This window comes from Streptomyces sp. NPDC002640 (genome assembly GCF_053592575.1).
On record NZ_JBSFVZ010000023.1, the window covers coordinates 22,056 to 47,579 of the forward strand.

Annotated in this window: 20 protein-coding genes, 1 tRNA gene and 1 pseudogene; 8 read left to right on the forward strand and 14 right to left on the reverse strand. The window is 72.5% G+C overall.

The window, feature by feature from the left end; all coding sequences use genetic code 11:
- Positions 1-619 precede the first annotated feature (619 nt).
- From ACWD3O_RS26335 to arfA, 4 genes are all read left to right on the forward strand, one after another.
- Complete coding sequence (locus ACWD3O_RS26335; RefSeq protein ID WP_451417584.1) at positions 620-1,909, forward strand: ABC transporter substrate-binding protein; 1,290 nt, start codon at positions 620-622, stop codon at positions 1,907-1,909.
- 10 nt (positions 1,910-1,919) lie between these two features.
- Positions 1,920-2,948, forward strand: coding sequence for a carbohydrate ABC transporter permease (locus ACWD3O_RS26340; protein WP_451417585.1), 1,029 nt, complete (start codon positions 1,920-1,922; stop codon positions 2,946-2,948).
- Positions 2,945-3,847, forward strand: a complete 903-nt coding sequence (locus ACWD3O_RS26345) for a carbohydrate ABC transporter permease (RefSeq protein ID WP_451412188.1) — start codon at positions 2,945-2,947, stop codon at positions 3,845-3,847. The genes ACWD3O_RS26340 and ACWD3O_RS26345 overlap by 4 nt, the downstream gene beginning before the upstream one ends.
- Positions 3,848-3,984: 137 nt before the next feature.
- Positions 3,985-5,484 (forward strand): arabinosylfuranosidase ArfA, encoded by a 1,500-nt coding sequence (gene arfA, locus ACWD3O_RS26350; RefSeq protein ID WP_451417586.1) that lies wholly within the window; start codon positions 3,985-3,987, stop codon positions 5,482-5,484.
- Between the two features lie 58 nt (positions 5,485-5,542).
- Here the strand turns inward: arfA and ACWD3O_RS26355 are convergent, their stop codons facing one another.
- The 7 genes from ACWD3O_RS26355 to ACWD3O_RS26385 all read right to left on the reverse strand — a co-directional run bounded on the left by ACWD3O_RS26355 (position 5,543) and on the right by ACWD3O_RS26385 (position 16,846).
- On the reverse strand, positions 5,543-7,879 hold the full coding sequence (locus ACWD3O_RS26355) for a hypothetical protein (RefSeq protein ID WP_451417587.1): 2,337 nt from the start codon (positions 7,877-7,879) through the stop codon (positions 5,543-5,545).
- Positions 7,876-9,057, reverse strand: coding sequence for a VWA domain-containing protein (locus tag ACWD3O_RS26360; protein WP_451417588.1), 1,182 nt, complete (start codon positions 9,055-9,057; stop codon positions 7,876-7,878). The genes ACWD3O_RS26355 and ACWD3O_RS26360 overlap by 4 nt, the downstream gene beginning before the upstream one ends.
- Entirely contained in the window at positions 9,054-11,498 is a 2,445-nt protein-coding gene (locus ACWD3O_RS26365; RefSeq protein ID WP_451417589.1) for a DUF5682 family protein, read from the reverse strand. Before ACWD3O_RS26365 ends, ACWD3O_RS26360 begins: the two co-directional genes overlap by 4 nt.
- A 7-nt stretch (positions 11,499-11,505) precedes the next feature.
- The gene (locus ACWD3O_RS26370) at positions 11,506-12,621 is read right to left on the reverse strand and encodes an ATP-binding protein (RefSeq protein WP_451417590.1); all 1,116 of its coding nucleotides are present in this window, start codon (positions 12,619-12,621) and stop codon (positions 11,506-11,508) included.
- A 10-nt stretch (positions 12,622-12,631) separates the two neighbouring features.
- Entirely contained in the window at positions 12,632-15,973 is a 3,342-nt protein-coding gene (locus ACWD3O_RS26375) for a DUF4132 domain-containing protein (RefSeq protein WP_451417591.1), read from the reverse strand.
- A gap of 142 nt (positions 15,974-16,115) precedes the next feature.
- A complete protein-coding gene (locus ACWD3O_RS26380; protein WP_451417592.1) occupies positions 16,116-16,385 on the reverse strand; it encodes a hypothetical protein in 270 nt (89 codons plus the stop codon).
- Positions 16,382-16,846 (reverse strand): hypothetical protein, encoded by a 465-nt coding sequence (locus tag ACWD3O_RS26385; protein ID WP_451417593.1) that lies wholly within the window; start codon positions 16,844-16,846, stop codon positions 16,382-16,384. Before ACWD3O_RS26385 ends, ACWD3O_RS26380 begins: the two co-directional genes overlap by 4 nt.
- Before the next feature lie 14 nt (positions 16,847-16,860).
- On the opposite strand from ACWD3O_RS26385, the gene ACWD3O_RS26390 reads away from it, so the two are divergent.
- The gene (locus ACWD3O_RS26390) at positions 16,861-17,505 is read left to right on the forward strand and encodes an SMI1/KNR4 family protein (RefSeq protein WP_451417594.1); all 645 of its coding nucleotides are present in this window, start codon (positions 16,861-16,863) and stop codon (positions 17,503-17,505) included.
- Between the two features lie 284 nt (positions 17,506-17,789).
- Here the strand turns inward: ACWD3O_RS26390 and ACWD3O_RS26395 are convergent, their stop codons facing one another.
- From ACWD3O_RS26395 to ACWD3O_RS26405, 3 genes are all read right to left on the reverse strand, one after another.
- Positions 17,790-18,290: a GNAT family N-acetyltransferase gene (locus tag ACWD3O_RS26395; protein WP_451417595.1), complete on the reverse strand. Its 501-nt coding sequence runs from the start codon at positions 18,288-18,290 to the stop codon at positions 17,790-17,792.
- Between the two features lie 161 nt (positions 18,291-18,451).
- Positions 18,452-18,613 carry a hypothetical protein gene (locus ACWD3O_RS26400; RefSeq protein ID WP_451417596.1) on the reverse strand — a complete coding sequence of 54 codons (162 nt, stop codon included), beginning with the start codon at positions 18,611-18,613 and terminating at the stop codon, positions 18,452-18,454.
- On the reverse strand, positions 18,610-18,738 hold the full coding sequence (locus tag ACWD3O_RS26405) for a hypothetical protein (protein ID WP_451417597.1): 129 nt from the start codon (positions 18,736-18,738) through the stop codon (positions 18,610-18,612). Before ACWD3O_RS26405 ends, ACWD3O_RS26400 begins: the two co-directional genes overlap by 4 nt.
- Positions 18,739-19,009: 271 nt before the next feature.
- Between ACWD3O_RS26405 and ACWD3O_RS26410 the strand changes: the two genes are divergently transcribed.
- Entirely contained in the window at positions 19,010-20,686 is a 1,677-nt protein-coding gene (locus tag ACWD3O_RS26410) for an RICIN domain-containing protein (RefSeq protein ID WP_451417598.1), read from the forward strand.
- 319 nt (positions 20,687-21,005) lie between these two features.
- Here ACWD3O_RS26410 and ACWD3O_RS26415 read toward each other — a convergent pair.
- From ACWD3O_RS26415 to ACWD3O_RS26425, 3 genes and pseudogenes are all read right to left on the reverse strand, one after another.
- Positions 21,006-21,355, reverse strand: a pseudogene (locus tag ACWD3O_RS26415) (transposase); the annotation flags it as partial.
- A gap of 20 nt (positions 21,356-21,375) precedes the next feature.
- Positions 21,376-22,092 (reverse strand): hypothetical protein, encoded by a 717-nt coding sequence (locus ACWD3O_RS26420; protein ID WP_451417599.1) that lies wholly within the window; start codon positions 22,090-22,092, stop codon positions 21,376-21,378.
- A gap of 502 nt (positions 22,093-22,594) precedes the next feature.
- Positions 22,595-22,668 (reverse strand) — tRNA-Pro (locus ACWD3O_RS26425).
- 104 nt (positions 22,669-22,772) lie between these two features.
- On the opposite strand from ACWD3O_RS26425, the gene ACWD3O_RS26430 reads away from it, so the two are divergent.
- Complete coding sequence (locus ACWD3O_RS26430; protein WP_451417600.1) at positions 22,773-23,306, forward strand: DUF309 domain-containing protein; 534 nt, start codon at positions 22,773-22,775, stop codon at positions 23,304-23,306.
- 80 nt (positions 23,307-23,386) lie between these two features.
- Here ACWD3O_RS26430 and ACWD3O_RS26435 read toward each other — a convergent pair whose 3' ends face one another.
- Entirely contained in the window at positions 23,387-24,160 is a 774-nt protein-coding gene (locus ACWD3O_RS26435; RefSeq protein WP_451417601.1) for a sulfite exporter TauE/SafE family protein, read from the reverse strand.
- 157 nt (positions 24,161-24,317) lie between these two features.
- Between ACWD3O_RS26435 and ACWD3O_RS26440 the strand changes: the two genes are divergently transcribed.
- Positions 24,318-25,295 (forward strand): hypothetical protein, encoded by a 978-nt coding sequence (locus ACWD3O_RS26440; protein WP_451417602.1) that lies wholly within the window; start codon positions 24,318-24,320, stop codon positions 25,293-25,295.
- Positions 25,296-25,524: the final 229 nt, after the last annotated feature.

Here is a 25,524-nt window from a genome sequence, read left to right on the forward strand (position 1 = left end):
ACCGCCGCCGGCGCCGCCGATATGTCCCGCCACGGGCCGCGCGGCGGCCACGGGCCGCGGCGACGAGCCCTCGCGGATCCGGCACCGGCGCCTCGGGAGCCGGCCGGGCGGGAGGCGCGGTGCCCCAAGGCGGCCGGGCGCCCCGGGGTCTCGGCGGGCGCGGCCCGGGACGGGGCAGGACGCGGGGCCGCAGGTGGCCGGATCGCACGGGGCGGTGGCGTCCGGGCGGGCGTGAGCGACGGACGGCGTCGAAATATTTCGACGGTCCTCGCAGGCTGCTGCAGATAAGTTTCGACAAACTTTCGAAAACGAGTCATTGACTGCCGCTCTGCGGCGAGCGCATACTCTCGTGCGTTCGCAACCCCCAGTAACCGAGACGACTTCGTACGGTCATACAGTCCACCTGGCACGTTCACAACCGCATGCCCGCAGCCGGAAGCACGAGTTGGCAGTGATCACGCGTATTGGCCACGTGCCCGAGGACCCTCATTGTTGTCGCGGCCGCTGTCTGACTGAGCACCGGATCAAGCCATCGCGCGATTACGGCGCCCGGCAGGCCATTACTTTGCGCACACCTATCGCAGCCATTGTGTCAAGAATCAGATCAGGGAGTTCCACGATGACGAGGAAAATACGCGGTGCGGCGGCTGTGGCGTTCGGCTTGGGCATCGCTCTCGTCGCCACGGGCTGCGCCGGCAACGGCGAGGACACCAGCGACTCGGCCAACGGTGAGGTCACGCTGACCGTGTGGGAGAACGCCTCCCCCGGCCCGGGCCAGGAGTTCTGGGAGTCCGCCGTCAAGGAGTACATGGCGGAGAACCCGAAGATCACGATCGAGCTGCAGACGGTCCAGAACGAGGACTTCGACGGCAAGCTGCAGACCGCGCTCAACTCCAACTCCGCTCCGGACATCTTCCTGCAGCGCGGCGGCGGCAAGATGCGGGCCATGGTCGAGGCCGGCCAGCTCAAGGAACTGCCCTTCACCGAGCAGGACAAGGCGAACGCGGGCGCGGCGGTCGCCGGCGCCACGATCGACGGCAAGGTGTACGCGGTCCCGCTGTCCACGAACCCCGAGGGCATCTACTACAGCAAGGACCTCTTCAAGAAGGCCGGCATCGCCGCGCCCCCGAAGACGATGAGCGAGCTCGAGGACGCCGTCGCCAAGCTGAAGAAGATCGACGTCGCCCCGATCGCGGTCGGCGCCAAGGACGCGTGGCCGGCGGCGCACTGGTACTACAACTTCGCCCTGCGCAACTGCAGCCAGGACGCCATGAGCAAGGCCGCCGCCGACCTCAAGTTCGACGACCCGTGCTGGACCAAGGCCGGCAAGGACCTGGAGAAGTTCCTCAAGGTGGAGCCCTTCCAGAAGGGTTACCTGACCACTCCCGCCCAGCAGGGTGCCGGTTCGTCGGCGGGCATGCTCGCGAACCACAAGGCGGGCATGGAGCTCATGGGCAACTGGAACCCGGGTGTGATCGCGGGCCTCACCCCGGACAAGAAGCCCCTCCCCGACCTGGGCTGGTTCCCCTTCCCGGCGGTGGACGGCGGCCAGGGTGACCCCAGCGCCATGATGGGCGGCAGCGACGGCTACTCGGTCGCGAAGGACGCTCCGAAGGAGGCCTTCGAGTTCCTGCGCTGGCTCGCCACGAAGGAGCAGCAGGAGAAGTACGCCAAGGGCTTCAGCACCATCCCGGTGAACAAGGAGGCCCAGGGCGTCGTCACCGACGACTACAACGTCTCGGCGCTGGAGGCCTTCAACAAGGCGGCCTACTCCATGATGTTCCTCGACACCGAGTACGGCCAGAACGTCGGCAACGCCATGAACACCGCCGTCGTGAACCTGATGGCCGGCAAGGGCACCGCCGAGGACATCGTCAAGAACACCAACGCGGCCGCCGCGAAGGGCTGAGTAAGGAACCATGAGCGACACCCTGGGCACTGACGCGGCCACCGGCCGTCGGTCGCAGGGCACGCCCGAAGCCGGGGACGCGGCCAAGTCCGCCTCCCCGGCTTCACCGCGAGCGGCTCGACGCCGCCGCGGTGGCCGTGCCCGGATGCGACTCGAGATCGCGATTCTCTCCGGACCGGCGATCCTCATCTTCTTGGCGTTCGTGATCTTCCCGGTGGCCCTGGCCGCCTACTACGGCTTCTACCGGTGGAAGGGCTACGGAGACCCGACCGACTGGGTGGGTCTTGACAACTACAAGCTGATCCTCACCGACCCCGCCTTCCACGAGGTCCTCACGCACAACCTGCTGATCGTGGTGCTCTCCCTGGTGGTCCAGGGGCCCCTGGCGATCGGCCTCGCCCTGCTGCTCAACCAGAAGATCCGCGGGCGTTCGGTGATCCGCATCCTGATCTTCGTGCCGTACGTCATCTCCGAGATCATCGTCGGTACCGGCTGGGGCCTGATGCTCCAGTCCAACGGCGCGGTCAACGACCTCCTGGGCAAGCTGGGGCTGGAGTCCTGGCAGCAGGACTGGCTGTCCGACCCGGATCTGGCGCTGTGGACGCTGATGACGATCATCACCTGGAAGTACATCGGGTTCGCGGTGATCCTGATGCTCGCCGGCCTGCAGTCCATACCCGACGAGCTCTTCGAGGCCGCGGAGATCGACGGCGCCTCCTACTGGCAGATCCAGCGCCGCATCACGCTGCCGCTGCTGGGCCCGACGATCCGCATCTGGGGCTTCCTGTCGATCATCGGCTCGCTGCAGCTGTTCGACCTCGTCTTCATCATCTGGGGCCCGTACATCGCGGGCACCGCGGGCACCTCGACGATGGCGATCTACATGGTCGCCGAGGGCCGCAACGCGGCGAACTTCGGCTACGGCAGTGCCATCGCGGTCGTCATGTTCGTGATCTCGATGTTCGTGGCGCTGCTCTACCAGCGCTTCGTCCTGCGCCGTGACCTGCAGGGCGCCCTGACCGACGGAGGCTCCCGATGAGCGCGACGACCGCCAAGTCCGCGAACCTCACGGGGATCGCACGGCGCAGGCGCCCCGGCCGCGGCGGCGACGGAGCCCGGCAGAAGTGGGGCAACCCCTTCACCTACATCGTCGCGCTGCTCCTGATCGGGGCGTGCATCGCCCCGGTGCTGTTCATCGTGCTCGGCGGGTTCCGCACCAACTCGCAGTTCACCACCGACCCGTCGGGGCTGCCGAGCCCGTGGTCCTTCGGCAACTACACCGACGTCCTGGCGACGCAGACGTTCTGGGGCCAGTTCGCCAACTCGATCGCCGTCGGTCTGGCGAGCACGGTGGGCATCGTGGTGCTCGGCCTGATGGTCAGCTTCGTGATCGCGCGCTACGACTTCAGGTTCAAGGGCGCGATGTACTCGCTGTTCGCCGCGGGTCTGATGTTCCCGCTGGTCATCGCGATCACGCCGCTGTACATCATGATCAAGAACCTGGGTCTGATCGACAACCTGCTCGGCATCATCATCCCGCAGATCGCGTTCGGCCTGCCGACGACCGTCATCATCCTGGTGCCGTTCCTGAAGGCCATCCCCAAGGAGCTCGAGGAGGCCGCCGCGATCGACGGGACGAGCCGGCTCGGGTTCTTCTTCCGGATGGTGATCCCCCTGTCGACGCCCGGCGTGGTGACGGTCAGCATCCTCGGCTTCCTGGGCAGCTGGAACAACTACCTGCTGCCGCTGTACGTGCTGAACTCGCAGGCGAACTACACCCTGCCGCTCGGCGTGCAGGCGCTGTCCGCCTCGCAGTACTCCCAGGACACCGCGAAGATCCTCGCGTTCACCTCGCTCGCGATGCTGCCGGCGCTCATCTTCTTCTCCATCTTCGAGAAGAAGATCGTCGGCGGTCTCACCGGCGCCGTGAAGGGCTGAGCCCCGGGGGCCTCTCCCCCGCGCACCGCCCTCCTGCCTGCCCCCGTCGTGTCCACGGCGGGGGCAGGCCCGCTCCCCCGCCGTGTCGCCCCGCCGGGGCCTCCGGCCCGCCCCGCCCCACCGAAAGGACCAGCGCCTTGCCCCGCGCCCACATCGAGCTCGACCGGAGGGCCGTGGTCGGCCCCGTCCGCCGCCGCACCTTCGGTTCGTTCGTCGAGCACCTCGGCCGGTGCGTGTACACCGGGATCTACGAGCCGGAGCATCCCACCGCCGACGAGAACGGTTTCCGGCGGGACGTCGTCGAACTCGTCCGCGAGCTCGGCACCACGACGATCCGCTACCCGGGCGGCAACTTCGTCTCCGGCTTCCGCTGGGAGGACTCGGTCGGCCCGCGGGACAAGCGCCCGGTCCGCCGCGACCTGGCCTGGCACTCGCTGGAGCCCAACCAGGTGGGGCTGGACGAGTTCGCCCGCTGGCTGGCGCTCACCGGCTCCGAGCTGATGCTGGCCGTCAACATCGCCACCCGCGGCATCCTGCCCGCCCTGGACCTCCTCGAGTACGCCAACCACCCCTCCGGGACGGCCCTCTCGGACCTGCGCATCGCCAACGGCACGCCCGAGCCGCACAACGTGCGCATGTGGTGCCTCGGCAACGAGATGGACGGGCCCTGGCAGACCGGCTTCATGACCGCGGACGACTACGGCAAGCTCGCCGCCCGGACCGCCGCCGCCATGCGGATGGCCGACAAGGACCTGGAGCTGGTCGTCTGCGGCTCCTCCGGCTCCGGGATGCCGACCTTCGGCGACTGGGAGCGCACGGTCCTGGAGCACAGCTACGAGCACGTCGACCACGTCTCGTGCCACGCCTACTACCAGGTCCACGACGGCGATCTCGGCTCGTTCCTGGCCTCCGCGCTGGACATGGAGCACTTCATCGACACCGTCGTGGCGACCGCCGACCACGTGGGGCACAAGAAGCGCTCCAGGAAGAGGATCGGCATCTCCTTCGACGAGTGGAACGTCTGGTACCTCAAGGAGCACCAGGAGTCCGACGAGGTCAACGACGAGTGGCGCTTCGCCCCGCGCCAGCTGGAGGACGTCTACACGGTCGCCGACGCCGTGGTGGTCGGGAACCTGCTGATGACCCTGCTGAAGCGCACCGACCGGGTCACCTCGGCGTCGCTCGCGCAGCTCGTGAACGTGATCGCCCCCATCATGACCGAGCCGGGGGGACCGGCCTGGCGGCAGACGACGTTCTTCCCGTTCGCGATCACGAGCAGGCTCGCCTCCGGTGAGGTGATCCGGCCCGTGATCGACGCGCCGTCGTACCTCACGGCCCGCCACGGGGAGGCGTCCCTGGTGGACGCGGTCGCGACCGTCGACGAGGACCGGGCGGCGGTGTTCCTGGTCAACCGGGACCTGCGGGAGCCCGCGCGGGTGACGGTCGACGTGCGCGGCCTGGGGTCCTCGCGGGTCGTCGAGGCGCTCACCCTCGCCGACGCGGACGTCTACGCGAAGAACACCCTGGCCGATCCGGAGCGGGTGGCGCCTTCCGTGAACGCGAGCGCGGCGGTCTCCGACGGGGTGCTGTCGGTGGAGCTGCCGCCGGTGTCCTGGACGGCGATCGCCCTCCGGTGAGGCCGCGGTCCGCCGGGTGCACCCTCCGGTGAGGTCGCGGCCTCACCGGGCGGTGCGCTCAGCCGGCGTCTCCGGAGCGCCGGTGGAGTTCCCGGGTGACGGCGAGGCGGATGGTGGCGTCGGTCCAGGCGGGGACGGCCGCGGCCGGGCCGTGGGCGCGCAGGGTCTCCTGCAGACCGGCAAGGGCGTCGGCGGCGGCCCGCAGACCGGCGCGCCGCAGGCCGCCGCATGCCCGGTCCAGGTCCGCCCGGGCGGTCCCCGCCAGGTGACGCAGACCCCGGTGGGCGGCCTGGGCGAGTGCGGCCAGCGCCTCGTCGGTGGCGGCGGTCAGCGGGTCCGGCGAAGGGGCGGGAGCCACGGGCAGGGCCCCGTCCCCCTCCCCCGGGGCCAGGTCGGGCACCAGGACACCCTCCGGGGTCCGCACGGCGAGCGGGTCGATCACGATGCCGCCCGCCTCGTGCCGCAGGAAGCCGCTGACCTGGAGGACCTGGCCGCTCCGCAGGGCGACGGCCAGCGCGTCTAGGGCGCCAGGGCAGTACGGGTTGTGGTGGGCGCTCAGCAGGGCCTCGTGGCCGGCGGGGTCCCGGAGGACGGCCTCCAGCCGCTGGCGGGCGGGGTCGTAACGGACCGGCCCGACCTCGCCGACGGTGAGCACCCGCACCGACTCCGCCTCCACTCTCGGCCGGATCAGGCCCGGCAGCCGCACTTCCGGGGCGGGCAGTTGGGCGGCGAGGTCGTCGATCCGCAGACCCGGGGGGAGGTCCTGCCAGGCGGACCCGACCGGGGTGACGGTGGCGGCGGCGACGCGGCCCCGGGAGATCTCGACGGCCCGCCCGGCGGTGCGCGTGGTGTTCTCGCTGACGACGTTGGACGCGGCCAGGGTGCGGAGGGTGGTGCCCAGCAGGCGCCGGGCGCCCAGCCGCTCCCCGGTGAGCGGGGGCCCGTCGTCGTCCGCCTCCCAGCGGCGGCGCAGCGTGAGGACGACGCCCGCGGAGGGGTGGGCCAGGTGGATCGCCGCGGTCCGTTCGCCGTGCGAGCCGCCGACGCGGCAGCCGAGGGCGGTCAGCCGGACCAGGCGCAGCGGGGTGCGGGCGGCCTCGCCGGTGCCGAGCACGCCGGCCGGGTCGGTGGCCGCCGCTCGGTGGCGGGCGTGCAGTTCGGCGAGCAGCAGGGCGTACGCGTCGGCGTCGTGGCGGGCGGCGCGGTCGGCGTAGGCGGTGAGCTGGTCGCGGATCGCGGCGACCACGGCGGCGGGCCAGTGCTGCCCATCGCGCGTCAGGTCCTCCTGCGCCCGGCGCAGCGTGCCGTCCAGCACCGGTCCGGCGGCGGGGACGCCGTCCAGCAGCAGTTCCTCGGCGAGGTCCAGCGCGGCGACCCGTATCCGGTGCGAGCGGTCCTCGGCGGGGCGACCGGCGGGGGCCGGGCTCCCGGCCCGCCGGTGCGGGGTCCTCGGGGGCGCGGGGGGATGCTGTGGGGCGGACGTCTCCGGGGCGGTGGAGCGTTCCGGGGCAGCGGGGTTGTCGGGGGAAGTGGGGCGTGCCTGGGCCGTGGGGCGCTCCGGGGCGGCGGGGCGTGCCGGCGAGGCGGGCCTGTCGGGGGCGGTGATGCCTTGCGGGGCAGTGCGGCCTCGCGGAGCCGTGCGGCCTCGCGGAGCCGTGCGGCTGTCCGGGGCGGTGGGGTTGTCCGGCGAGGCCGGGTTGTCCGGGGCGGTGGGGCGTGGCGGCGAGGTGGGGTTGTCGGTCGCGGTGGGGTTTTCCGCCGTGGCCGTGCGGCCGGGCCGGCCCGGGCCGCCGACGGTGAGGCGGTCGGTGCCGCGGGCGTCGGCCTCGCGGAAGGCCCACACGGCGAGGGCGATCGCCTCGTCGCGCAGTTCGGGGACGGCGTCGGTGAGGGCGAGGCTCACCTCGTGGGGCACCGGGAAGCGGACGGTGCAGGCGGCGAGTTCGACGGCCGGCGTGGGCGCGTCGGGGCGGGCCCGGTGGACCACGGCCGCGTACCCGCGCTGCCGGGCCTGCCGGGCCGCCACCGGGACGGGCCGCCCGAGGGCCGTCTCCAGCGCGGCGTCGTCGACGGCGCCAGGCGACCAGTCGGTGAACTCCCGCTCCCGCGAGCTGCCGCCCTCGGCCTCCCGCGCGTAGGCGAGCACCAGCCCCACCCGGTGGCGGCACACCCCGGTCGCCGCGCAGGAGCAGACGGCGCTCTCCAGCCCCTGCCGCGGCGGTAGTTCGCTCTCGGTGCCGTCGGGGTAGCGCCCCCGGACGGTGCCGTCGGCGCCGGACTCGACCGTGGGACCGGAGCCCGCGTCGAGGTCCTTGAGGGCCCGCTTGACCAGGCCGCGGCTGGAGAGCGCGGCGAGCAGGTCGGGGGTGAGGGCCAGCAGGTCCGTCCTGGTCATCCGCGGCCCACCTTCTCGGCGACGAATTCGGCCAGCCGTCCCGGGGTCATCGCCCCGACGTGGGCGCCCGCCTCGGCCAGCCGGGCGGCCAGCTCCCGGTCGTAGGCCGGCTCGGCCTCCTCGTCCAGCGCGGCGAGGCCGAGCACGGTGACGCCCTGGGCGGCCATGTCCCGCACGGTGCGCACCAGGCGGTAGGGGTCACCGCCCTCGTAGAAGTCGGTGACCAGGGCGACGACGGTGCGGCGCGGGTTGTCCACCAGTCCGGCCGCGTAGTGCACGGCGCGGGCGATGTCGGTGCCGCCGCCGAGCTGCACCCCCATCAGGAGTTCCACCGGGTCGGGCACGTCGGCGGTGAGGTCGACGACCTGGGTGTCGAAGGCGACCAGGTGGGTCCGCAGTCCGGGCAGCCCCCAGAGGCAGGCCGCGGTCACCGCGGAGTGGATGACCGAGCCGACCATGGAGCCCGACTGGTCGACCAGCAGGATCAGTTGCCACTGCTCCAGGTGGCGGCGGCTGCGGGAGTGGAAGCGGGGCCGCTCGATCAGGACGCGCCGGTGCTCCGGCTGGTAGTGGGCGAGATTGGCCCGCAGGGTGCCCTTGAGGTCGAAGTCGCGGGCCAGCGGGATCCGGCTGGGCCGGCGGTTGCGGGAGCCGGTGAGGGAGCGGCGGATCTCCGGCCGCAGCCGCCGGGTCAGTTCCTCGACCACGGCCTCCACGATGCGCCGGGCGGCAGCAAGCACCTGGGGGTTCATCAGGTGCTTGGTGCGCAGGACCGCGCGGAGCAGGCTCTGGCTGGGCTCCACCCGGGAGAGGACCTCGGGGTCGGTGACGATCTCGTCGACGCCGTACTGCTCGACCGCGTCGCGCTCGAGGCGTTCCACCGTCTCCTTGGGGAAGAGGCGGTGCACGTCGTCGAGCCAGTCCACGGCCGTCACCGCCGAGGGGCCGTGGCCGCCCTCGCGGGTGGTGGTGGGGCCGCGGCGGACACCTCGGCGGCCGAGGTCCTGGTCGCGGCCGTAGAGCCAGTCCAGCGCGGCGTCCTGGGCGGCGGCCTCGCCATCCAGGGGGCCGGTGCACGCCTCGGCGGGGGCACCGAGGATCAGCCGCCACCGCTCGAGCCCGGGGTCGCGCGTGGGCGGGGTGGACGGCGTGGACGGCGTGGGCGGGGTCGCGGTCATCGGGGCGCTCCGAGGGCGTACCGGTCGAGCACGAGCGCGACCCGCTCCTCCAGCGCGGCGGCGCGGGCCCGCAGCAGCGGGTCGGCGGTGACGCGCAGCAGGGAGCGGGCGGAGCCGCGCAGGCGGCGGCGGTCGAGGAGGTGCTGGGCGAGGCGCTCGCGTTCGCGGGGCGGGAAGTGGGCGAAGGCCTGGCGCAGGGCGGGCAGGCCGGTCAGGAAGTCCTGGTCGGTGAGGGCGGTGACCACGTCGTCGAGGACGTCGAGCAGGGGATCGCGCTGGTCCCGTTCCGGGCCGAGGACCTCCTCGCGGGCCAGGGCGAACAGCCCGGCCAGCCAGTCGCCGAGGGTGTCGGTCCCGGCGGTGGCGAAGCTCCGGGCCAGTGCGGCGGTGCCGCTGTCGCCCTTGCTGCCGCTGCCGCCCATGCTGCCGCTGCCGCCGCTGCAGGCGCTGCCGTCACCGCTGCTGTCGCCGTCGCCGCCGTCGAGCGAGCGGCGCAGGCCGAGTGCGGCGCCGCGCAGGTCGGCGGGCGCGCGGGGGTCCTCGGCGATGCGTGCGGCGGCCTCGGCGGCGTACCGCGGCGTGAGGGTGAGCACCTCCGGCGCGTACCGGAGGGTGTCGCGCGCCGCCGCGAGGGCGCGCAGCCGGGGACGGTCCACGCCGGTGCCGCCGGTGGGTCCCTCGACGAGCTGGAACAGCCGGTCCACGGCCCCGTCGAGCACCGCCGCGAGCAGCGGTGTCCGGGCGACGCCGAAGACGCGGTCGTGCCGCCACAGCCCGAGGGCCGTGGTGAGCGTCCCGCCGAGCGCACCGGGCTCGCTCGCGCCGCGGACGCTGCCGGCGAGGGTGCCCAGCAGGTCGTGCGAGAGGCCGGTGACGCCGCAGAGCACGGCGTCGAAGAGCAGGCCGGAGAGGGCGGCGACGTCCGTGCCGGCGACGCGGACCTGTTCGGTGAGGCGCGCGGCGGCGGCCTCGTCGGGCAGGGCGCCGTACGCTCCGGCCTCGATCAGCGCGGCCTCGCGGCCGGTCCGCGGGACGGCGTCCCAGCGTTCCCGGAAGACGGGGTCGGTGCCGTGCCCGGGGCCGACGGCACGGGTGTGTCCGGGGATGCCGAGCACCCTGAGGCGGTGCAGGAAGCGGCTGCGTTCCAGGCCCTCGGTGGTGGCGAGGTCCAGCGTGAGGGGGCCGTCGGCGGTGAGGCCGAGGCGCCGCTCCTCCTCGTCGACGGCGTGCACCAGGGGCGGCAGCGGGGTGTCGGGGTGGAGGCTTCCGGTGCGGTCGCCGGTGCAGGCCACCGTCATCTCGACGACCACGGGGTGGTCGTCGAGGGTCAGGGCTCCCAGGGCGTTCCAGGGCAGCGGCCGCCCGAGGTCCTCGCCGATCAGGGCGCCCGCCAGGCCGTCGAGCACGTCGACGCGGGCCGGGTGGGGGTGGCCGCGCAGGGCGGCGAGGCCCTCGGTGAGGGTGCGGGCGGCGACGAGGTCGGCGGTGGAGACGGGCAGCCCGCGATCCCGCAGTCGTCCGACCACGTCGCGCAGCAGCCCTCGCGCGGCCTCCTCGGGTCCCTCCTCCCAGAGCCGCTGGTAGTAGGCGGGGGACGGCATGCCGGACTGGTAGCCGCCGAAGGCGTCCATCAGCCGGAAGGAGTACGGCACCAGGAAGCTGCCGGCGACCGCGTCGGCGGGCGGCCCGGGGACCTCGGGCCAGTCGGCGGGGGCGTCGTCGTGGCGGACGAGGGCGCGCAGGGCGGGCTGGTGGAAGCCGCCGGTGACGACCAGGACGGGCCGGTCCCCGGCGTGCGCCGCGGCGGCGCGGACCCAGGAGGCCATGTAGGCCTCGCGGGCCCGGTCGCCGTCGTCGGCGCGGGCGTCGCCGCGCACCAGGTCGAAGTAGGCGTCCAGGCGACGGGCCAGCGGGTCGTCGAGCGGGTCCGCGGTCCCCGGCGGGGCGGCCTCCGCCGGGTCGTCCGCCACCTCGAACAGCCGGTCCCACAGGGCGTCCACCGTGTCGACCGCGTAGTGGGCGCGGAGCCGCCCGGTGGCCTCGGCGTGGCGGGCCTCGGCGTCGGCGTAACGGTTGGCCGCGCCGCCCGGGCGTTCGGTGAAGGCGGGGTGCCAGGCGGGCAGGTCGATGAAGCGGACCTCGGCCCCGGCGGCCCTGCCCTCGGTGAGCGCGCACCACTCCGGGGAGTGGTCGCACAGCGGGGCCCAGCTGGTGGCGACCCGTCCGGCGTCCCGGTAGTGGCTGAACACGGCGACCGGGAGCCGGTGTCCGAGCAGCAGCTCGTCCAGCCGGGCGTTCATGTCGGCCGGTCCCTCCACCAGGACGTACGCGGGTCTGAGCGCGCGGACGGTGCGCCGGACCAGCCGGGCGCAGGCGGGCGAGTGGTGCCGCACGCCGAGGTAGGTGACGGTGCTCGTGCCGGGGCAGGTGACGGTGCTCATGCCCGGGTCAGCCGTCCGCGAGCAGGTGGCGTGCCTCGTGCAGAGCCTGCCAGTGGTCCCCTCGTCGCCGGCCGGCCTGGTCGAGGAAGCGGCGCAGCCGGACGAGGTCCTCGGGACTGTCCTTGGCGGCGGTTCCGGCGAGGCAGGCGACCACGTCGGTCTCGTCCCCGGCCTCGCCCCGCAGGAACCAGCCGCGCACGCCGACGGCGTGGGCGACGGAGACGGCTTCCGCGGTGCTCATCACGGCCGAGCCCCGCCCGCGGTCCTCGGCGCCCCGGAGCTCCCGGAAGGCTCCGACGAGCACCTCCAGGACGCCCCGGTCCGGCGGCGCCTCCACCCCTGACGCGTGGAGCAGGGCGGTGGCCTCCGCCTCGACCAGGTCGAGTTCGGTGTCGAAGTCCGCGATGGGGAAGACGGTCTCGAAGGTGAAGCGGCGTTTGAGGGCCGCGCTCATCTCGTTGACACCGCGGTCACGGGTGTTGGCGGTGGCGATCACATTGAAGCCCTGGCGGGCGAAGACCATGCCGTCGGGGCCGTCGAGTTCGGGTATCGCGATCACCCGTTCCGACAGCAGCGAGAGCAGGGAGTCCTGGACCTCGAGCGGGCAGCGGGTGATCTCCTCGAAGCGGACGATCCTGCCCTCCGTCATGCCCTTGAGCATGGGGGCGGGCACCAGGGAGCGCCGGGAGGGGCCCTCGGCGACCAGCAGGGCGTAGTTCCACGAGTACTTGATCTGGTCCTCGGTGGTGGCCGCGCCGCCCTGCACGGTAAGGGTGGAGCTGCCGCTGACGGCGGCGGCGATCAGCTCGGAGAGCAGGGACTTGGCAGTGCCGGGCTCGCCCACCAGCATCAGGCCGCGGTTGGTGGCCAGGGTGACCAGGGCGCGCTCCACCAGGGAGGGGCTGCCGGCGAACTTGGGGCTGATGCCGGTCTCCGGGTCGCCGCAGACGAAGCGGCGGGCGGCCCGCAGGCCGAGCTTCCAGCCGGGCGGGCGCGGTCCGGTGTCCTGTTCCCGCAGCGCGGCCAGTTCGTCGGCGTACCGCACCTCGGCGGGCGGGCGCTGGAGCCGTGCTCCGGCGGGGTCGGAGGCGGCCTCGGCGGCCGCCGTGATGTCCTCGGTCATGGTGGGGGCGTCACTTCTCGGTGAGCTGGGTGAGGTCGGCGAGGAACTCGGAGGCGGTGACGGCGTCGACGTCTCCGAGGCGCAGCGTGTGGGGGTCGAGCGGGCGGTAGTCCCCGGGGACGTCGTCCAGCCAGATCTCGCCGAGCGGCTGGTCGGGGAACTCGTCCACCATGCCGACGGCGATGCCCTCCTCGAGCTGGATCACCAGGAAGCGGTCGCCGGGGAGGCGCTTGGAGATCCAGCGCTCCACGCCGTTGTCCTCGGGGTTGCCGCGCTCCCAGCCGCGCTTGGTGAGGCCGAGCAGCTTGCCGACCGGCACGGTGACGCCCTCGAAGCGGGTCAGCCGGTGGCCGCCGGCCTCCTCCTCGGTCAGGGTGTGCACGGGCCTGCCGAGCTGCGGGAACGGCTGGAGGATCTCGTAGTCGGCGAACAGCTCGGCCCACTCCGCCAGGTCGGCGCCCAGGTGGAGGGGGTGGGCGAGGCGGACGTCGGCGCCGTCGGGGAGGGTCCACTCGTCGTCGTGGACGTCGGCGAAGGTGCGGTCCTCGGCGACGCGGAAGGCGGTGGTGGCGCCGTCGTGGTCGGCGAGCCAGACGAGGCGGCGCACCAGGTGCCACACCAGGGGATGGGCGACGAGCAGTTCACGGAACTCGGCGGCGGTCCAGGACCGGCCCGAGACCATGGCGGCCTCCAGGCGGCGCACCTGGTCGGAGGCGAGGGTGCGGACCTCCTTCTTCAGGGTGGCGAACCGCTTGCGTTCGGCGGGCGCGAGTTCCGGGTCGTCCTTGACGCCGGGCGCGGGCAGTGCCTTGCGGCGCTTGCCGTCGCCGTCGAGGACGTAGGGGCGCAGCTGTTCGTCGAAGCCGACGGTGAAGCGGCGCGGGCCGTAGTCGATGACGGTGCTGCCGTCGGCGGAGAGTCCGAGGTCGGGGACGAGGCGGTCGGCGAGCTGCTCGCCGGTGAGCCCGAGGCCCTCGGCGACCTCCTCGATCTTCTCCTGGGCGCGCTTCTTGAGCGCCTTGAAGGGCACGCGCTGGGAGATGCCGTGCAGGTGCGCGAGGGCGACGTCGGTGCCGATGGCGGCGAGGACTCCGAGGCCCTCGACGGCGCGGTGGTGGGCGCTCTCGCCGGGCCAGGCGCGGATGACGGGGGTGAGGCGGCGCACGGTGTCGTCGTCGCCGAGCACGCCGAGGGTGTGGAGGGCCCAGGTGTCCTGCGACGGCATGCCGTTGAACCTCCAGGCCTCGAAGAGCGCCCATCCGAACTCGGCGAGGGAGCGGGCCTCGCAGTGCTCCTGGAGGACGGCGACGCCCGGGTAGGGGTCGCCGGGCCTGGAGAGCTGCAGCATGGTGACGGCGTGCCGGACGGCGTCCGCGGGCAGGGCGCCGCCGCCGTCGGCGAGCAGGACCTGCGGGAGCAGCGCGGGGTCGGCCCACGCGCAGGGCGCGGGCATCCTGGCCGGGAGGGCGTTCAGCAGCGGGTCGGCGGCGAGGCCTTCCGCGACGACGCCCGCCGCCTCCTCGCCGTGCACGGCGGCGACCCGGCCCACGACGGCCTCGGTACCGAGCTGTCCGGCGAGCAGGCGCAGAGCGTGCTCGGCGGCGGTGCGGGCCTTGCCCGCGGGGCCGACGGCGTCGGGCGCGAGCAGCGGGGCGGCGGCCGCGCCGTGCCGCTGGAGCCAGGCCCGGGCGACGGCGGCCGTTGACTTGAGCCGGGTCAGCCAGTCCGCCATCCGGCGGGCCACGTCGACGCTGCGGTAGGGCAGGAGCAGCGCTCCGAGGGTGGCGGGGTGCCGGGCGGAGACTCGCAGCAGCATGGGCAGGGCGTGCAGGCCGTGGCGGGCGGCCACGGGCTTCAGGCAGGTCTCGCCGTCCCAGAGGTCCTCGGGGTCGAAGGCGGACAGCAGCGGCCGGACGACGTCCTCGGGGCAGACCACGAAGAGGTGGGCGTCCCACACCCGGTGCGGGGACTCGCCCCTGCGGAGCGCCTCGATCTCGCTCGTCCACGCGTAGTCGGAGCGCCAGCGGGCGACCCAGGCGGCCTGCTGGGAGTTGGCCGCCGCCCACGCCTCCTGCTCCCCCTTCGCCCACTGGACCTCCGGCTCGGGACCGGCGCCCGGCTCGGCCACCCGGGGCTTGGCGCGCTTGCGCTCCCGCAGCCACGGCGGCGAGACCAGCACGTCGGGCAGCGCCTCGGCCGGCGCGTCGGCGACACGGCCCGGCACCCCCTCCAGCAGCGGGGTCACCAGGGCGGCGGTGTCCTCCGCGAGGTCGGGCAGCGCCTCCCGGACGAGGGCGGCGTGGGAGACGACGTGCGAGGTCAGCAACTGCTGGAGCAGGGCGGCGTCGTCCTTGCCGGCGGCGGCCACCGCGGCGGACAGCAGCCGCAGGGCGCGCAGGGGGTAGCGCCGCATGGCCTCGAGGAGGGTGGGGCGGACGGCGCGGTCGTCGGCGTGCCGGAGCAGCAGCGCGAAGGCCTCGTCGGTGGGCAGTTCGAGGAGCCAGCCCGCCGTCGTGCGGTAGCGCTCCGCGTCGTGCCACCTGCCGAACCGCTCGGCCAGCAGCGGAGCGAAGACCGGGCCGACGCGGTCGGCGAGACCGGCGACCAGCTGCGCCGTCCAGCCGTTCCAGTGCAGTCCGACCTGCCCCTCGAAGCAGTCGAGCTGGTCGGGGCGGTACACCAGGGAGAGCAGCATCAGCCGCAGTTCGGCGTCGGCGGGCAGCGGGGCGACGCAGCACGCGTCGATCCACTCGCGCTCGTCGGGCATCAGGTGGGCGGCCAGGATGCGGCGGGCGGCGGTGTCGCCGCAGGAGGCGAGCTCCTCCCTCGTCTGCCGGTACGTCTCCTCGTCGGCGGCGGCGATCAGCAGGCGGAGCCGGTCGGCCATCTCACCGCGCAGCCAGGAGAGGTTGGGGGCGTCGGGTGCCGTGCGCCGCAGTTCGGGCTGACTGCGCACCTGGCCGGCCTGCCGGTAGTGGGCCTCGACGGCGGTCATCTCCACCAGCGTCCGGGCGGCGAACGGCAGTCCGTGCTGCAGCACCCAGAAGTCCACGAAGAGAGCCTGCAACTGGTAGTGGAAGGCGACCCGGGTGAAGACGGCGGCACCGAGCGGGTTGTGGTCCCCGGCCACATAGGCCCGGGCGGCCGCGACCAGACCGGGGTCGCTCTCGGGGGCGCTGAGCATCCGCCCGATCCACGGCGCCTCGTCGCTGAGCTGCCGCGAGATCCGCGCCGGCGCGTCTTCCGACGGACGCGCCGTCCCTCCCCGCCGCAGCGGTGCCGGGACGGCCCGGCGCCAGGCGGCGGGCATCTCGAACAGGTCCTCGGCGGCCAGTTGCTCGCGCACAGTCATCGCACGCCCTCCCCCACCGGCCACGACGGGCCGGCTCCATCGCTCGTTCGTTCATGCATTCGCTCGTTGGTTCGTGGATCACGCTAGCCCCCACCACCGACAAGTGACCGGCCAGGTGGAACGAGCCCTCGCTCGACCGTGCCTATCGCAGAACGGGGCGGTTGGCGGCCGTGTACTCGTCCGCGATGCCTAAGACGCCGGCACACCGCGGGCACTCGGCCCGGCCGAAGAGGTGGGCGACACCGTCGGCGAGGGCCTCGTGCCCGTCGCGGACGGCGGTCTCGTGCATCCACCGGCCGGTGCCGGAGAGTGCGTCGGGAGACGCCGGCCGGAGGTCACGGCGGTCCACGTCGCCCAGGTGCCAGTCCCGGATCGCGGAACAGCGCCCGTGGTCCCCGATGGCGATCGTCACCTCCACGGCGCAGTGGGGGCAGGGCAGGTGGTAGAGTCGTCCGTGAAGTCACCCAGGACGGCGCTCCAGTGGTACTCCTCCCGCGCCGCGAGCGCATCGCGGAAGGTCGCGAGGTAGTCCTCCGGCCGGGACCGCAGGTGCCGGTCCAACACGGTGCGGAACTCGGCGATCACCTCGGCGTGTTCCTCGAGCAGATCGCCGCAGCGGTGGTGTCGAGGCGCGCATCGCAGGACCGCCCCGGCCAGTCCACGCGCCCGCGCGCTTCGCGGCGCGAGACACACCAGGCGGGGCAGGGCGGCGAAGCCGGCGGGGAACACGAGGTCGTGTTCGAGGACCAGTCGGTATTCCAGCTCATCCCACGCTTCGGCGTCGTCCTCGGCCTCGACTTCCACCCGTTCCAGAAGCACAGGAACGCGATCGACATCCCCGAAGCAGTCGCGCATCTCCGTCCAGTTCACCATCTGAGCATCATCTGATGGTTCTGGTTGCTGCGGATGCCTGGCGAGCAGGCCTGTCGGGAACGTCGGATGCGTGTGGCACGCTGCGGTTCGTGGACGCAGAACTGGTCAGCACGCAGACGCCGCACCGCCGCATAACCGATCCTGAGGAGGCCCTCACGCTGTTGGAGCGTGCTGTCCCCGGCTTGACCGCCCTGCGTCGACCGACGCGCGCCGTCATCGACTGGGCCGGCCTCGAGCAAGGCCTGGGTACCAGGCTTCCCTCTGATTTCAAGCACCTCGCCGAGTGGTACCCGGCCTTCGACATCGGCGGCTTCCTTCTGGTCCGGATCCCTGAGCGAGGCCAGGAAGGCCGCTTTCTGCAGGGCATCCTTGCCACCCTCGAAGTGCTGTCTGATGCCTGGTTGGAACCCCGACTCGGCTTGTCGGCCCACCCCGCTCCCGGTGGCCTGCTGCCTTGGGGCGAGTCGTGCGACTGCGACAAGTTCATGTGGAGAACGACAGGGTCGACGCCGGAGGACTGGGTCGTCACGGTTGCTTCACGCGGCGGGGCCTGGTGGCACTACGGTGGCGGTGCGGTCCAGTTCATCGCGGAGTACTGCACCGGCATCCTGGAACCATGGGGATTGCCGCCGATCGACCTGGGGATCCCCCCGAGCTGATCGGCTCGCGGGGACTATCCGCTGGTATCCGACGAGGGCTTTGGCGACACGGATGTCGACCCAACCGCTGTGCGGACTCGATGCCCTTGCGTGGGCTTCCCCGCGCGGAGCCATCGCCGCAGGTGGTCGCAGTCGTATCCGTCTGGACGACGGCCGCCCCGTGAGATGTCTCGGCTGACCGCCATGCCACCCCTCGCGTGCTCATCGCGCCGCCCTGGCCGGTGCACCTGTCCTCCTCCCCCATTGCGGAGCGGGCACGGTTCGTCGGCGGCCTGCTCGGCCGGTCACAAGGTGCGCTGCATGCATACCAACTGCTCTCGCTCGTCCCAGGACTGCGTGACGGTGAAGCCGAGCCGTTCGTAGAGGGTGATGGCACCGGTCCGCCATTCCCAGACCGAGAGCCGGACGGTGTGGACACCGCTGTCCGCGGCGTGACGGAGCGCGGCGTCGAGCAGGGCCGACGCGATGCCTTGGCCGCGGGCTTCCGGGTCGGTCCAGAGCCTCTTGATCTCCGACCGTCCGTCGTTCGGGGAGGTCAGCACCAGGCACCCCACGGCGGCGTCCTCACGCAGAGCCACCAGAACGACGTCGTCGGCCAACGCCGTCCGCGGGGCCTCGACCTCTGCCCGATAGCGGTCCGGCAGGTCGTCCACGCCGACCACCGACTCGCCCTTCTCGGCCTCCGTCTGGAGGTGGTAGGCGGCCAGCAGCGCGGAAAGGCCGTCTCCGACCGAAGCGGTCCGGCCATGCCGGCGGACGATGGCGACCTCGCGGTGATCAGTCATGACAGCAGCATCACATCATGAGTGGCGGGCTTCCCACCGGCGCTTTCGCGGCTTTCACGAGACCCTCGGCCGCGGCCTCTTCCAGCCCAGCGGGCCGTGAGACGACGAAGCCCCGGCTCGGTGGAGTTCACCGGCCGAGGCGTTGCCGTCGCCTGGGGCGGTCAGTTCTGCTCGTCGTCCTCGGACTCTCCACCGGCGGCGGGCGCGCCAGGTTCAGCGGTGGCCGTACTGATCCGCAGGCATCCGTCGGTGCCGAAGAGTTCGAGCAACTGCAACAGGTGGGCGCGGGCCGCACTGCGTCCGGGCGTCTCTCCCGTGGTCACCCGCGCCCCTCCAGGTCCGCCCACACGATCTTGCCCCAGCGGCGCTCGTCCGTGCCCCCAGTCGGCGGCCAGCACTGCCACGAGCAGCAGACCGTGCCCGCCATCTCCGTCGTCGTGCGCTTCACGCTCCTCCGGCCGCGCCCGAGACATCGCTGGACCATCGAACCGAACGGACCATGGTCTGGCTCGTCGGCTGCGGCTGGCTCCACCGCCGCTACCGACGCTAGGCCAATCACTTCCTCGCCTTCACCAGCCTCGCCTGCACCCCCATCTGCTACCGCCGACTCGCCCAATGAGATGAATTGTTAGCCGGTGCCGCAATCTTTCGGAACAGGGTGCTCCGCTCAGGAGCGCCCCGCCGTCGACCGATGTTGGGCGCATGACATTCTCGGCGCCATGCAACGCGACATTCTATCCAGCCTGCGCCGAGGTGCCGGACGCGTGGCGCGCGTCGCCGGCGTGGGCGTATTGATGCTGACCGGCACCACCCTCGCTACGGAGACCGCGCAGGCCCAGTCTTGGTTCGAGCCCGTTTCCGATGTAAGCAGCTTCAAGCTCAGCCTGCGGGACGACAACACCAGCGACATCCCGGCCGGTGATGCCGTGAACGGAAACCTGACCAAGATCAACCTGTCGTCCCTCGCCGCGACCGGTGGGTATGCCAAGAGCGGCCTGTGCTTCCCCGAGCCGTTCCATCCCGGTGCCGGCGCCAACGGCTTCTGCTGGAACAACTCCGTCGACGACAGCGGCTCGGACCGCAAGGCTCCCCAGGGGATCTCCTTGCCCCACACCGAGACAACGGACGGGGTGTGGGGCGGCCGGAAGTGGCAGGTCGTCTCCTGGCACGGTGCCGAGCGGGACGCGTCGAACAACCCCAGCGTCGACACTGCCTACCCCTACGGGAACTACGCGAAGCTGCGATTCATCGACCGTGGTTCCGCGCCTCCGCGATACTTCGACGTCTTTCTGGGCAGGCTGGCCGCGGACGGTACGGTCACCCCGTCAAACGGCACACACGGCGACAGTGTGGTCTGGTACAAGAACAACCTGCTTGTGGGTAGCGGGCAGCATCTCGAAGTCTTCCGCCTGGAGGACCTCATGGTCACGAGCGGGCTCAACAAACCCAAGGGGCTCGACTACTTCCTGCCGCGGGCCTACCGCTATTCGACCACACCGATCGGCGACACCGACAACTGCGGAACCCAGACGGACAACGAGCCGTGCCTGACCTCGCTCAGCCTTGACCGCACCAACGACGCCCTCCTGTCCTCCGAGTGGGTCACCAAGTCCAGCGCCCATCCCGGCCGAATAGTCCGGTGGCCGTTCGACCTCTCCACCGGCCTGCCGAAGAACGGTGTCTCCGCCCTGGGCGCGTGGCTCTCGCCGATCAGGAGCATGCAGGGCGTCATCAACATCCAGGGCACCTTCTACGTCAGCGGGCTCTGCCCCGGCAGTTTCCAGACCGGATACCGGGAGTCCGCATGTGTCCACAAGGGCGCACCCGGCGGTTATCCGAGCGTCGTGACGGCCGTCCCAGACATGACGCAGAACCTCGACTACGACTCGTCCACCGGGCGTATCCACGGAGTGAACGAGGTCGAGCAGGCCGGCGAGGTCCTGCCCCAGCGTCTCGTCTTCGACTTCGACCCGACTCCGTCCTCCGTCACGCCCGTCCGGTTCCGGAACGTCAACAGCGGTAAATGCCTGCTCCCTTACGGCGGCAGCCTCAACGACGGCGCTGACGTCGTCCAGTGGACCTGCCAGGACAACACGGCCGAGAGTTGGTACTGGGTCGGGAACACCATCCGCCACTTCCACAGCAAGAAGTGTCTGACCGTGTACGGCGGCAGTACCTCCAACGGCGCCGTGCTGAACGAGTGGACGTGCAACGGCAGCGCCGCGCAGAGCTGGACCAGGGAAACGGGGACCGCCGGCGGAGCCGTCCTCCGCAACGGCGGCAGCAATCTTTGCATGACCATCTACGGCGGCAGCGTGGATGACAACGCCGTCGCCACCCAGTGGTCCTGCCAGGCAGGCAACGTCGCCCACAACTGGATTGGCTACACCCCCTGAGGGCCGACCTTCCCCACCTCCGTCGGGGTGGGGGAGGAAGCCCCGCTGCGGTCTGTTCGTGTCGGCATGAGTCCCTGGCGCAGCTCACCCCATGACAGTGAGGAGCGATGTCTGCCACGGCGCGAGCGCCGCCACGTGTCCGCGTACAGCACGGGGAGTTCTGGGCATTCCGGGGCCCCGCCGAGGCGGACCGTCAGGCCAGCCGCCGAACGCACATAGCCCGCACTCCGATGGCCTGTCGACGGGCCAACGATCGGGCTTCGTCGGCGACCCTTGCCTCGTGTCCCACCCTGGCCGCTTGGGTTCGAACACCATCCTCTCATTTGGCGAGTCGGCGGTAGCAGATGAGGGTGCAGGCGAGGCTGGGGAAGGCTAGGAAGTGCTCGGTCTTGCGTTGGGAGCGGTGGTGGAGTCGGCGGCAGCCGGTGAGCCAGGACATGGCCCGTTCGATGGTCGAGCGACGTCTACCGAGTTGCTGTGATGTCTTGACGCCCTTGCGGGCGATGCAGTGCCGGATTCCTCGCTGTGTCAGCCATTGGCCATAGGTGACGGTAGTCGTAGCCTTTGTCGGTGTGGAGCTTTGCGGGCCTTCGCCGACGAGGGCCGCGGCGGGCTGTCGTGGATGTTGGCACCTGGGATACCGACGGACAGGGGCAGATCGGTCCGCTCTGCGGCTTGGTCATGACCTGTCACACGACCGGACGGTTGGCGGCCGTGTACTCGTCCGCAACGGTGAAGACGCCGGCACAGCACGGGCATTCTGCTTCACCGAAGAGGTGGGCGATCCCGTTGGCGAGCACCTCCTGTCCATCACGGATCGTGGTGTCATGCATCCACCGGCCTGTTCCGGTGAGCTCCTCGGCGTCCGCCGGCCACAGGTCCCGTCGCATCCGCTCACCCCCGTCCCACACCTCCGTATAGCACCCGAAGTCGCCGATGGCGATCGTCACTTCCACGCCGCAATGGGGACAGTCCACATGATGGATGTCGTCCTCGAAGCCCTCCAGGGCGTTCGCCCAGTGGTACTCCTCCTTGACGGCCAGCAGGGCACGGAAGGACGCAAGGTAGTCATCCGGCCTCGACCGCAGGTGCCGGTCCAGCACCGCACCGAACTCCGCGATCGCGCCGGCGCAGTCCGCCAGCAGATCGTCACAGTCGTGCCGCCCGGCCGCCCGCTCCAAGATCCTCCCGGCCAGGCGGCGTGCCTCCGCGTTGCGTGGCGCAAGGCACACCAGGCGCGGCAGGGCAGCGAAGCCGGCGGGCGACACCAGGTCGTGCTCAAGCACGAGCCGCCATCCCAGCTCCTGCCACGCTTCCGCGTCGTCCTGGCGCTCCACCCGCTCCAACAGCTCTGGAACGCGATCAACGTCGAACCAGCAGTCGCGCATCTGTGCCCAGTTCACCACCTGGGCATTGAACCCTCTTGCGGCGGCCAGGGGCGATTCCGTACTACCACCTCTGTTATGGTGGCGTCTCCGAGCGACCCGTCGGACAGGGGCTTGCCGAGTACGGTGTCGAAGACGCTCGACCCCCGTTGACAAGCACCTCGACCCGCACCCGCCGGCTCTGCCCGACTGGGAGAAGCGCGTCGCTCCGGCCGACGCACGCGTGGCCGCGCCCCGCGACCAGCTCAAGCTCCGCGGCTCGGGCGATGCGGTCGCCTTCACCGCGTGCACCGCCGCGCGCATCGGCGACGTCTCGGGCTGCCGCGTCGGAGACATCGACACCACCGAGTGGGTCTGGAGTACGAGGCCAGACCACGCGCAAGCGGGCCCGGAGGGTTCCCGTCAGCGAGGAGATCCGCCCTCGACGCGGCCAAGGACGCCCGTCCCCAACCGGTCCCCGAGAACGGTCGAGGGCCGGTCTCGGATAGCTCCGAAACCGGCCCTGACCTGCGACTGTCTCCAGTCGGGACGACAGGATTTGAACCTGCGACCCCTTGACCCCCAGTCAAGTGCGCTACCAAGCTGCGCCACGTCCCGATCCGCTCTCCCGCAGCGGTGCCGCGTGATCACGTGAGGAGTACTTTACCGCACGTCGGAGGCCTGATCGACGCGCCCGGGGGCCCGGGCGGGACAATGGGCGGATGAGCAGTGCATCCGGAAACGGTACGGCCGGCGGCGCCCGTGGGGGCCGCCGGGACCGCGACGAGGAGGGGCGGGCGCGCAACGCCCGGCCGCGGGACGGGCTGGGGCGTCCGCTGCCGTACGGGGCCGAGGGCGTGGACCGTCAGCCGGAGGGGGTGGTCCGCACGCCCGCCGGCACGGTGGCCGAGGCGCAGGCGCTGCTGGACGCCGGCCGGCCGTTCCACGCGCACGAGGTGTTCGAGGACGCCTGGAAGTCGGGCCCCGAGGAGGAACGCCGGCTCTGGCGGGGGCTGGCCCAGACGGCGGTGGGCCTGACCCACGCGGCCCGCGGCAACCTCACCGGCGGCGCCCGGCTGCTGCGGCGCGGGGCCGGTCATGTGGAGGAGTGGTGCCGTGGGGCGGAGCGGGACGGTGTCCACGGCATGGACCTGACGGCGGTGGTCGCGTGGGCCCGCGCCCTGGCGGACGACGTGGAGGAGGCGCGGGAGCCCCTGGACCCCCGCGCCCACGCCCCGCACCTGCGTAGCCACTGAGCAGGTAGGGCCCCGCGGCGCGTTCCCGGTGCCGCGCGTTCCGCCCGTCCCGCTCCTCCCGCTCCGCCAGGCGGGAGCCGTCACCGCAGGAGCAGTTGGAGGGCTCCCAGGACGGTGGCGGCGATGACGAGTTGCTCGAACAGCCGCTGGTTGATGCGGTCGACCGCCCAGCGGCCGAGCAGCGCGCCGGGGATCACGAAGAGGACGAGGGCGGCGTCCAGCAGCAGCGCCTTGGTGTCGATGAGTCCCAGGCCCACGCTGAAGGGGACCTTGGCGACGTTGACGATCAGGAAGAAGAACGCCGAGGTGCCCAGGAAGCCGAACTTCCGGAAGCCGGCGGAGAGCAGGTACATCGACATGACCGGGCCGCCCGCGTTGGCGACCATGGTGGTGAAGCCTCCCAGCACTCCGTAGGAGCGGGCCTTGATCCGTCCGGCCCGGGTGACGACGGCGTCGGGGTCGTCCGCCCGGCCGGCGCGACGGGTCCGCCACACGGTGAGGCCGGTCATCAGCAGCAGCGTCAGGCCGATGGAGACGCGGACCGCGCCGTCGTCAGCCCACATCAGGAAGAGGGTGCCGAGGACGACGCCCACCGCCACGGCGGGGAACAGCCGCCAGAGGGTGGGCCAGTGGGCGTGCCGACGGTAGGTCACCACCGCCAGCACGTCGCCCGCGATCAGCACGGGGAGCAGCACGCCGACGGACTCGCGCGCCGGGAGCACGGCGGCGAACACCGCCAGGCTGACCGTGTTGGCGCCGCTGACCGAGGTCTTGGAGAAGCCGACGAGCAGGGTCGCGGCGGCGAGCGCGGCGAAGCCCCAGGGGCTGATGTTCCAGAGCGTCATCGTGTCCATGCGGAGACCGATGGTACGGGGAACGATCTTCGGCCGGAGCGGTGCCGTCGGGCCAGGTGCGGCACGGGGGCGCGGGCGGCGCCGACACGCGTCGTCTCGAACCGGGCGCCCGACTCCCGGTAGCGTTCCGATCACCGTCGTCGCGAGGAGCGCCCGTATGCCGATGCCGTCCGTCCGCCACCGGCCCACGCGCCGGGCCGTGCGCCTGCCCCTGGCCGTCGCCGCCTGTGCGGCGCTGCTGCTCTCGGGCTGCACCGGTGAGGATCTGGGCCCCGCGGAGGGGGCGGAGGACTCGGAGATCACGGGGCCGGTGGGCACCCGCCGGATCGTGGACGCGCACGGGCGGACGGTTGAGGTGCCGCTGGGCGCGCAGCGGGTGGTGACGCTCAGCCGGTCGACCTTGGACGCCGCGCTCGCGCTCGGCGTGGAGCCGTACGGGACGGCGGTGTTCGCCGAGGACGGGGGCCGGCCGCCGTCCTACCTGGCGGACCGGGCCGTGCCGGCGCGGGTGGTGGCCGAGGAGGGGGTGGTCCGGACGGGGCGGTTGAAGGAGCTGCAGCCGGACCTGATCCTGGTCGACGAGTCCACCCGCGCGGTGGACAGCCTGGCGGCGCTGCAGGCCGTGGCCCCGACGGTGGTGACCTCGACGGGCCGGTACGGCTGGAAGCAGGCGTTCACCGCGACGGCGGACGCCCTCAACATGGCCTCGGTCGCCCAGCAGGTGCTGGGCCAGTACGGCGCCGAACTCGCGGAGACGGCACGGGTGGTGGGGCCGCGGCTGGAGGGCACCCGCCGGGCGGTGGGCGTGGTGCGGTGGTCGGGCGACGAGCTGGTGCGGCCGGCGGCGGCCGACCATGTGCGCTCCACGCTGGAATCGCTGGGCCTGGGCCGCGCCCCCGGCAGGGGCACGGACGGCGACTGGGTGTTCTTCGGGGTACGCGGCGGCGGGCGGGAGGAGGCGGTGCAGGCGTTCTCCTCGGCGCGGGACCGTCCGGCGCTGGCCTCCCTCTCCGAGGCGGAGCGGCGGGACCGGGTGACGGTGGTGGACGGGTCGGCCTGGGAGGGGCCCGGCGGGCCCATCGCCGCGCGCACGGTGCTCCAGGACGTGCGGCGTGCGGTGGCCCCGTCCGGCTGAACGGGGCCACCGCCCGTTGACGCCGCCGCCCCGGCCCAGGACCTGCGCCGCGCCCCGGAGCCCCGCCGACTGCCGGCCGGGACCGCCGCCCCACGGCGTACGCGGCGCCGGAGTGGGTGAGGCGCGCGGCACCGGAGCGGACGCGTCGGGCGGCGGCCCGAGTTGGACAGGCGGCAGCACTAGCCGACGAAGCGGGCCGCAACCCCAGCCGGACAGGCGACAGCCCGAG

What these genes read in the sequence shown, in the direction of transcription:
- ACWD3O_RS26370 (WP_451417590.1), bottom strand. Translation starts at nt 12,621, where the DNA reads ATGACCGAGGACATCACGGCGGCCGCCGAGGCCGCCTCCGACCCCGCC.
- ACWD3O_RS26360 (WP_451417588.1), bottom strand. Translation starts at nt 9,057, where the DNA reads ATGACCGCGACCCCGCCCACGCCGTCCACGCCGTCCACCCCGCCCACG.
- ACWD3O_RS26440 (WP_451417602.1), top strand. Translation starts at nt 24,318, where the DNA reads ATGCCGATGCCGTCCGTCCGCCACCGGCCCACGCGCCGGGCCGTGCGC.
- ACWD3O_RS26395 (WP_451417595.1), bottom strand. Translation starts at nt 18,290, where the DNA reads ATGACTGATCACCGCGAGGTCGCCATCGTCCGCCGGCATGGCCGGACC.
- ACWD3O_RS26375 (WP_451417591.1), bottom strand. Translation starts at nt 15,973, where the DNA reads ATGACTGTGCGCGAGCAACTGGCCGCCGAGGACCTGTTCGAGATGCCC.
- ACWD3O_RS26340 (WP_451417585.1), top strand. Translation starts at nt 1,920, where the DNA reads ATGAGCGACACCCTGGGCACTGACGCGGCCACCGGCCGTCGGTCGCAG.
- ACWD3O_RS26390 (WP_451417594.1), top strand. Translation starts at nt 16,861, where the DNA reads ATGGTTCTGGTTGCTGCGGATGCCTGGCGAGCAGGCCTGTCGGGAACG.
- ACWD3O_RS26385 (WP_451417593.1), bottom strand. Translation starts at nt 16,846, where the DNA reads ATGGTGAACTGGACGGAGATGCGCGACTGCTTCGGGGATGTCGATCGC.
- ACWD3O_RS26345 (WP_451412188.1), top strand. Translation starts at nt 2,945, where the DNA reads ATGAGCGCGACGACCGCCAAGTCCGCGAACCTCACGGGGATCGCACGG.
- ACWD3O_RS26355 (WP_451417587.1), bottom strand. Translation starts at nt 7,879, where the DNA reads ATGACCAGGACGGACCTGCTGGCCCTCACCCCCGACCTGCTCGCCGCG.
- ACWD3O_RS26435 (WP_451417601.1), bottom strand. Translation starts at nt 24,160, where the DNA reads ATGGACACGATGACGCTCTGGAACATCAGCCCCTGGGGCTTCGCCGCG.
- ACWD3O_RS26335 (WP_451417584.1), top strand. Translation starts at nt 620, where the DNA reads ATGACGAGGAAAATACGCGGTGCGGCGGCTGTGGCGTTCGGCTTGGGC.
- ACWD3O_RS26365 (WP_451417589.1), bottom strand. Translation starts at nt 11,498, where the DNA reads ATGAGCACCGTCACCTGCCCCGGCACGAGCACCGTCACCTACCTCGGC.
- ACWD3O_RS26410 (WP_451417598.1), top strand. Translation starts at nt 19,010, where the DNA reads ATGCAACGCGACATTCTATCCAGCCTGCGCCGAGGTGCCGGACGCGTG.
- ACWD3O_RS26430 (WP_451417600.1), top strand. Translation starts at nt 22,773, where the DNA reads ATGAGCAGTGCATCCGGAAACGGTACGGCCGGCGGCGCCCGTGGGGGC.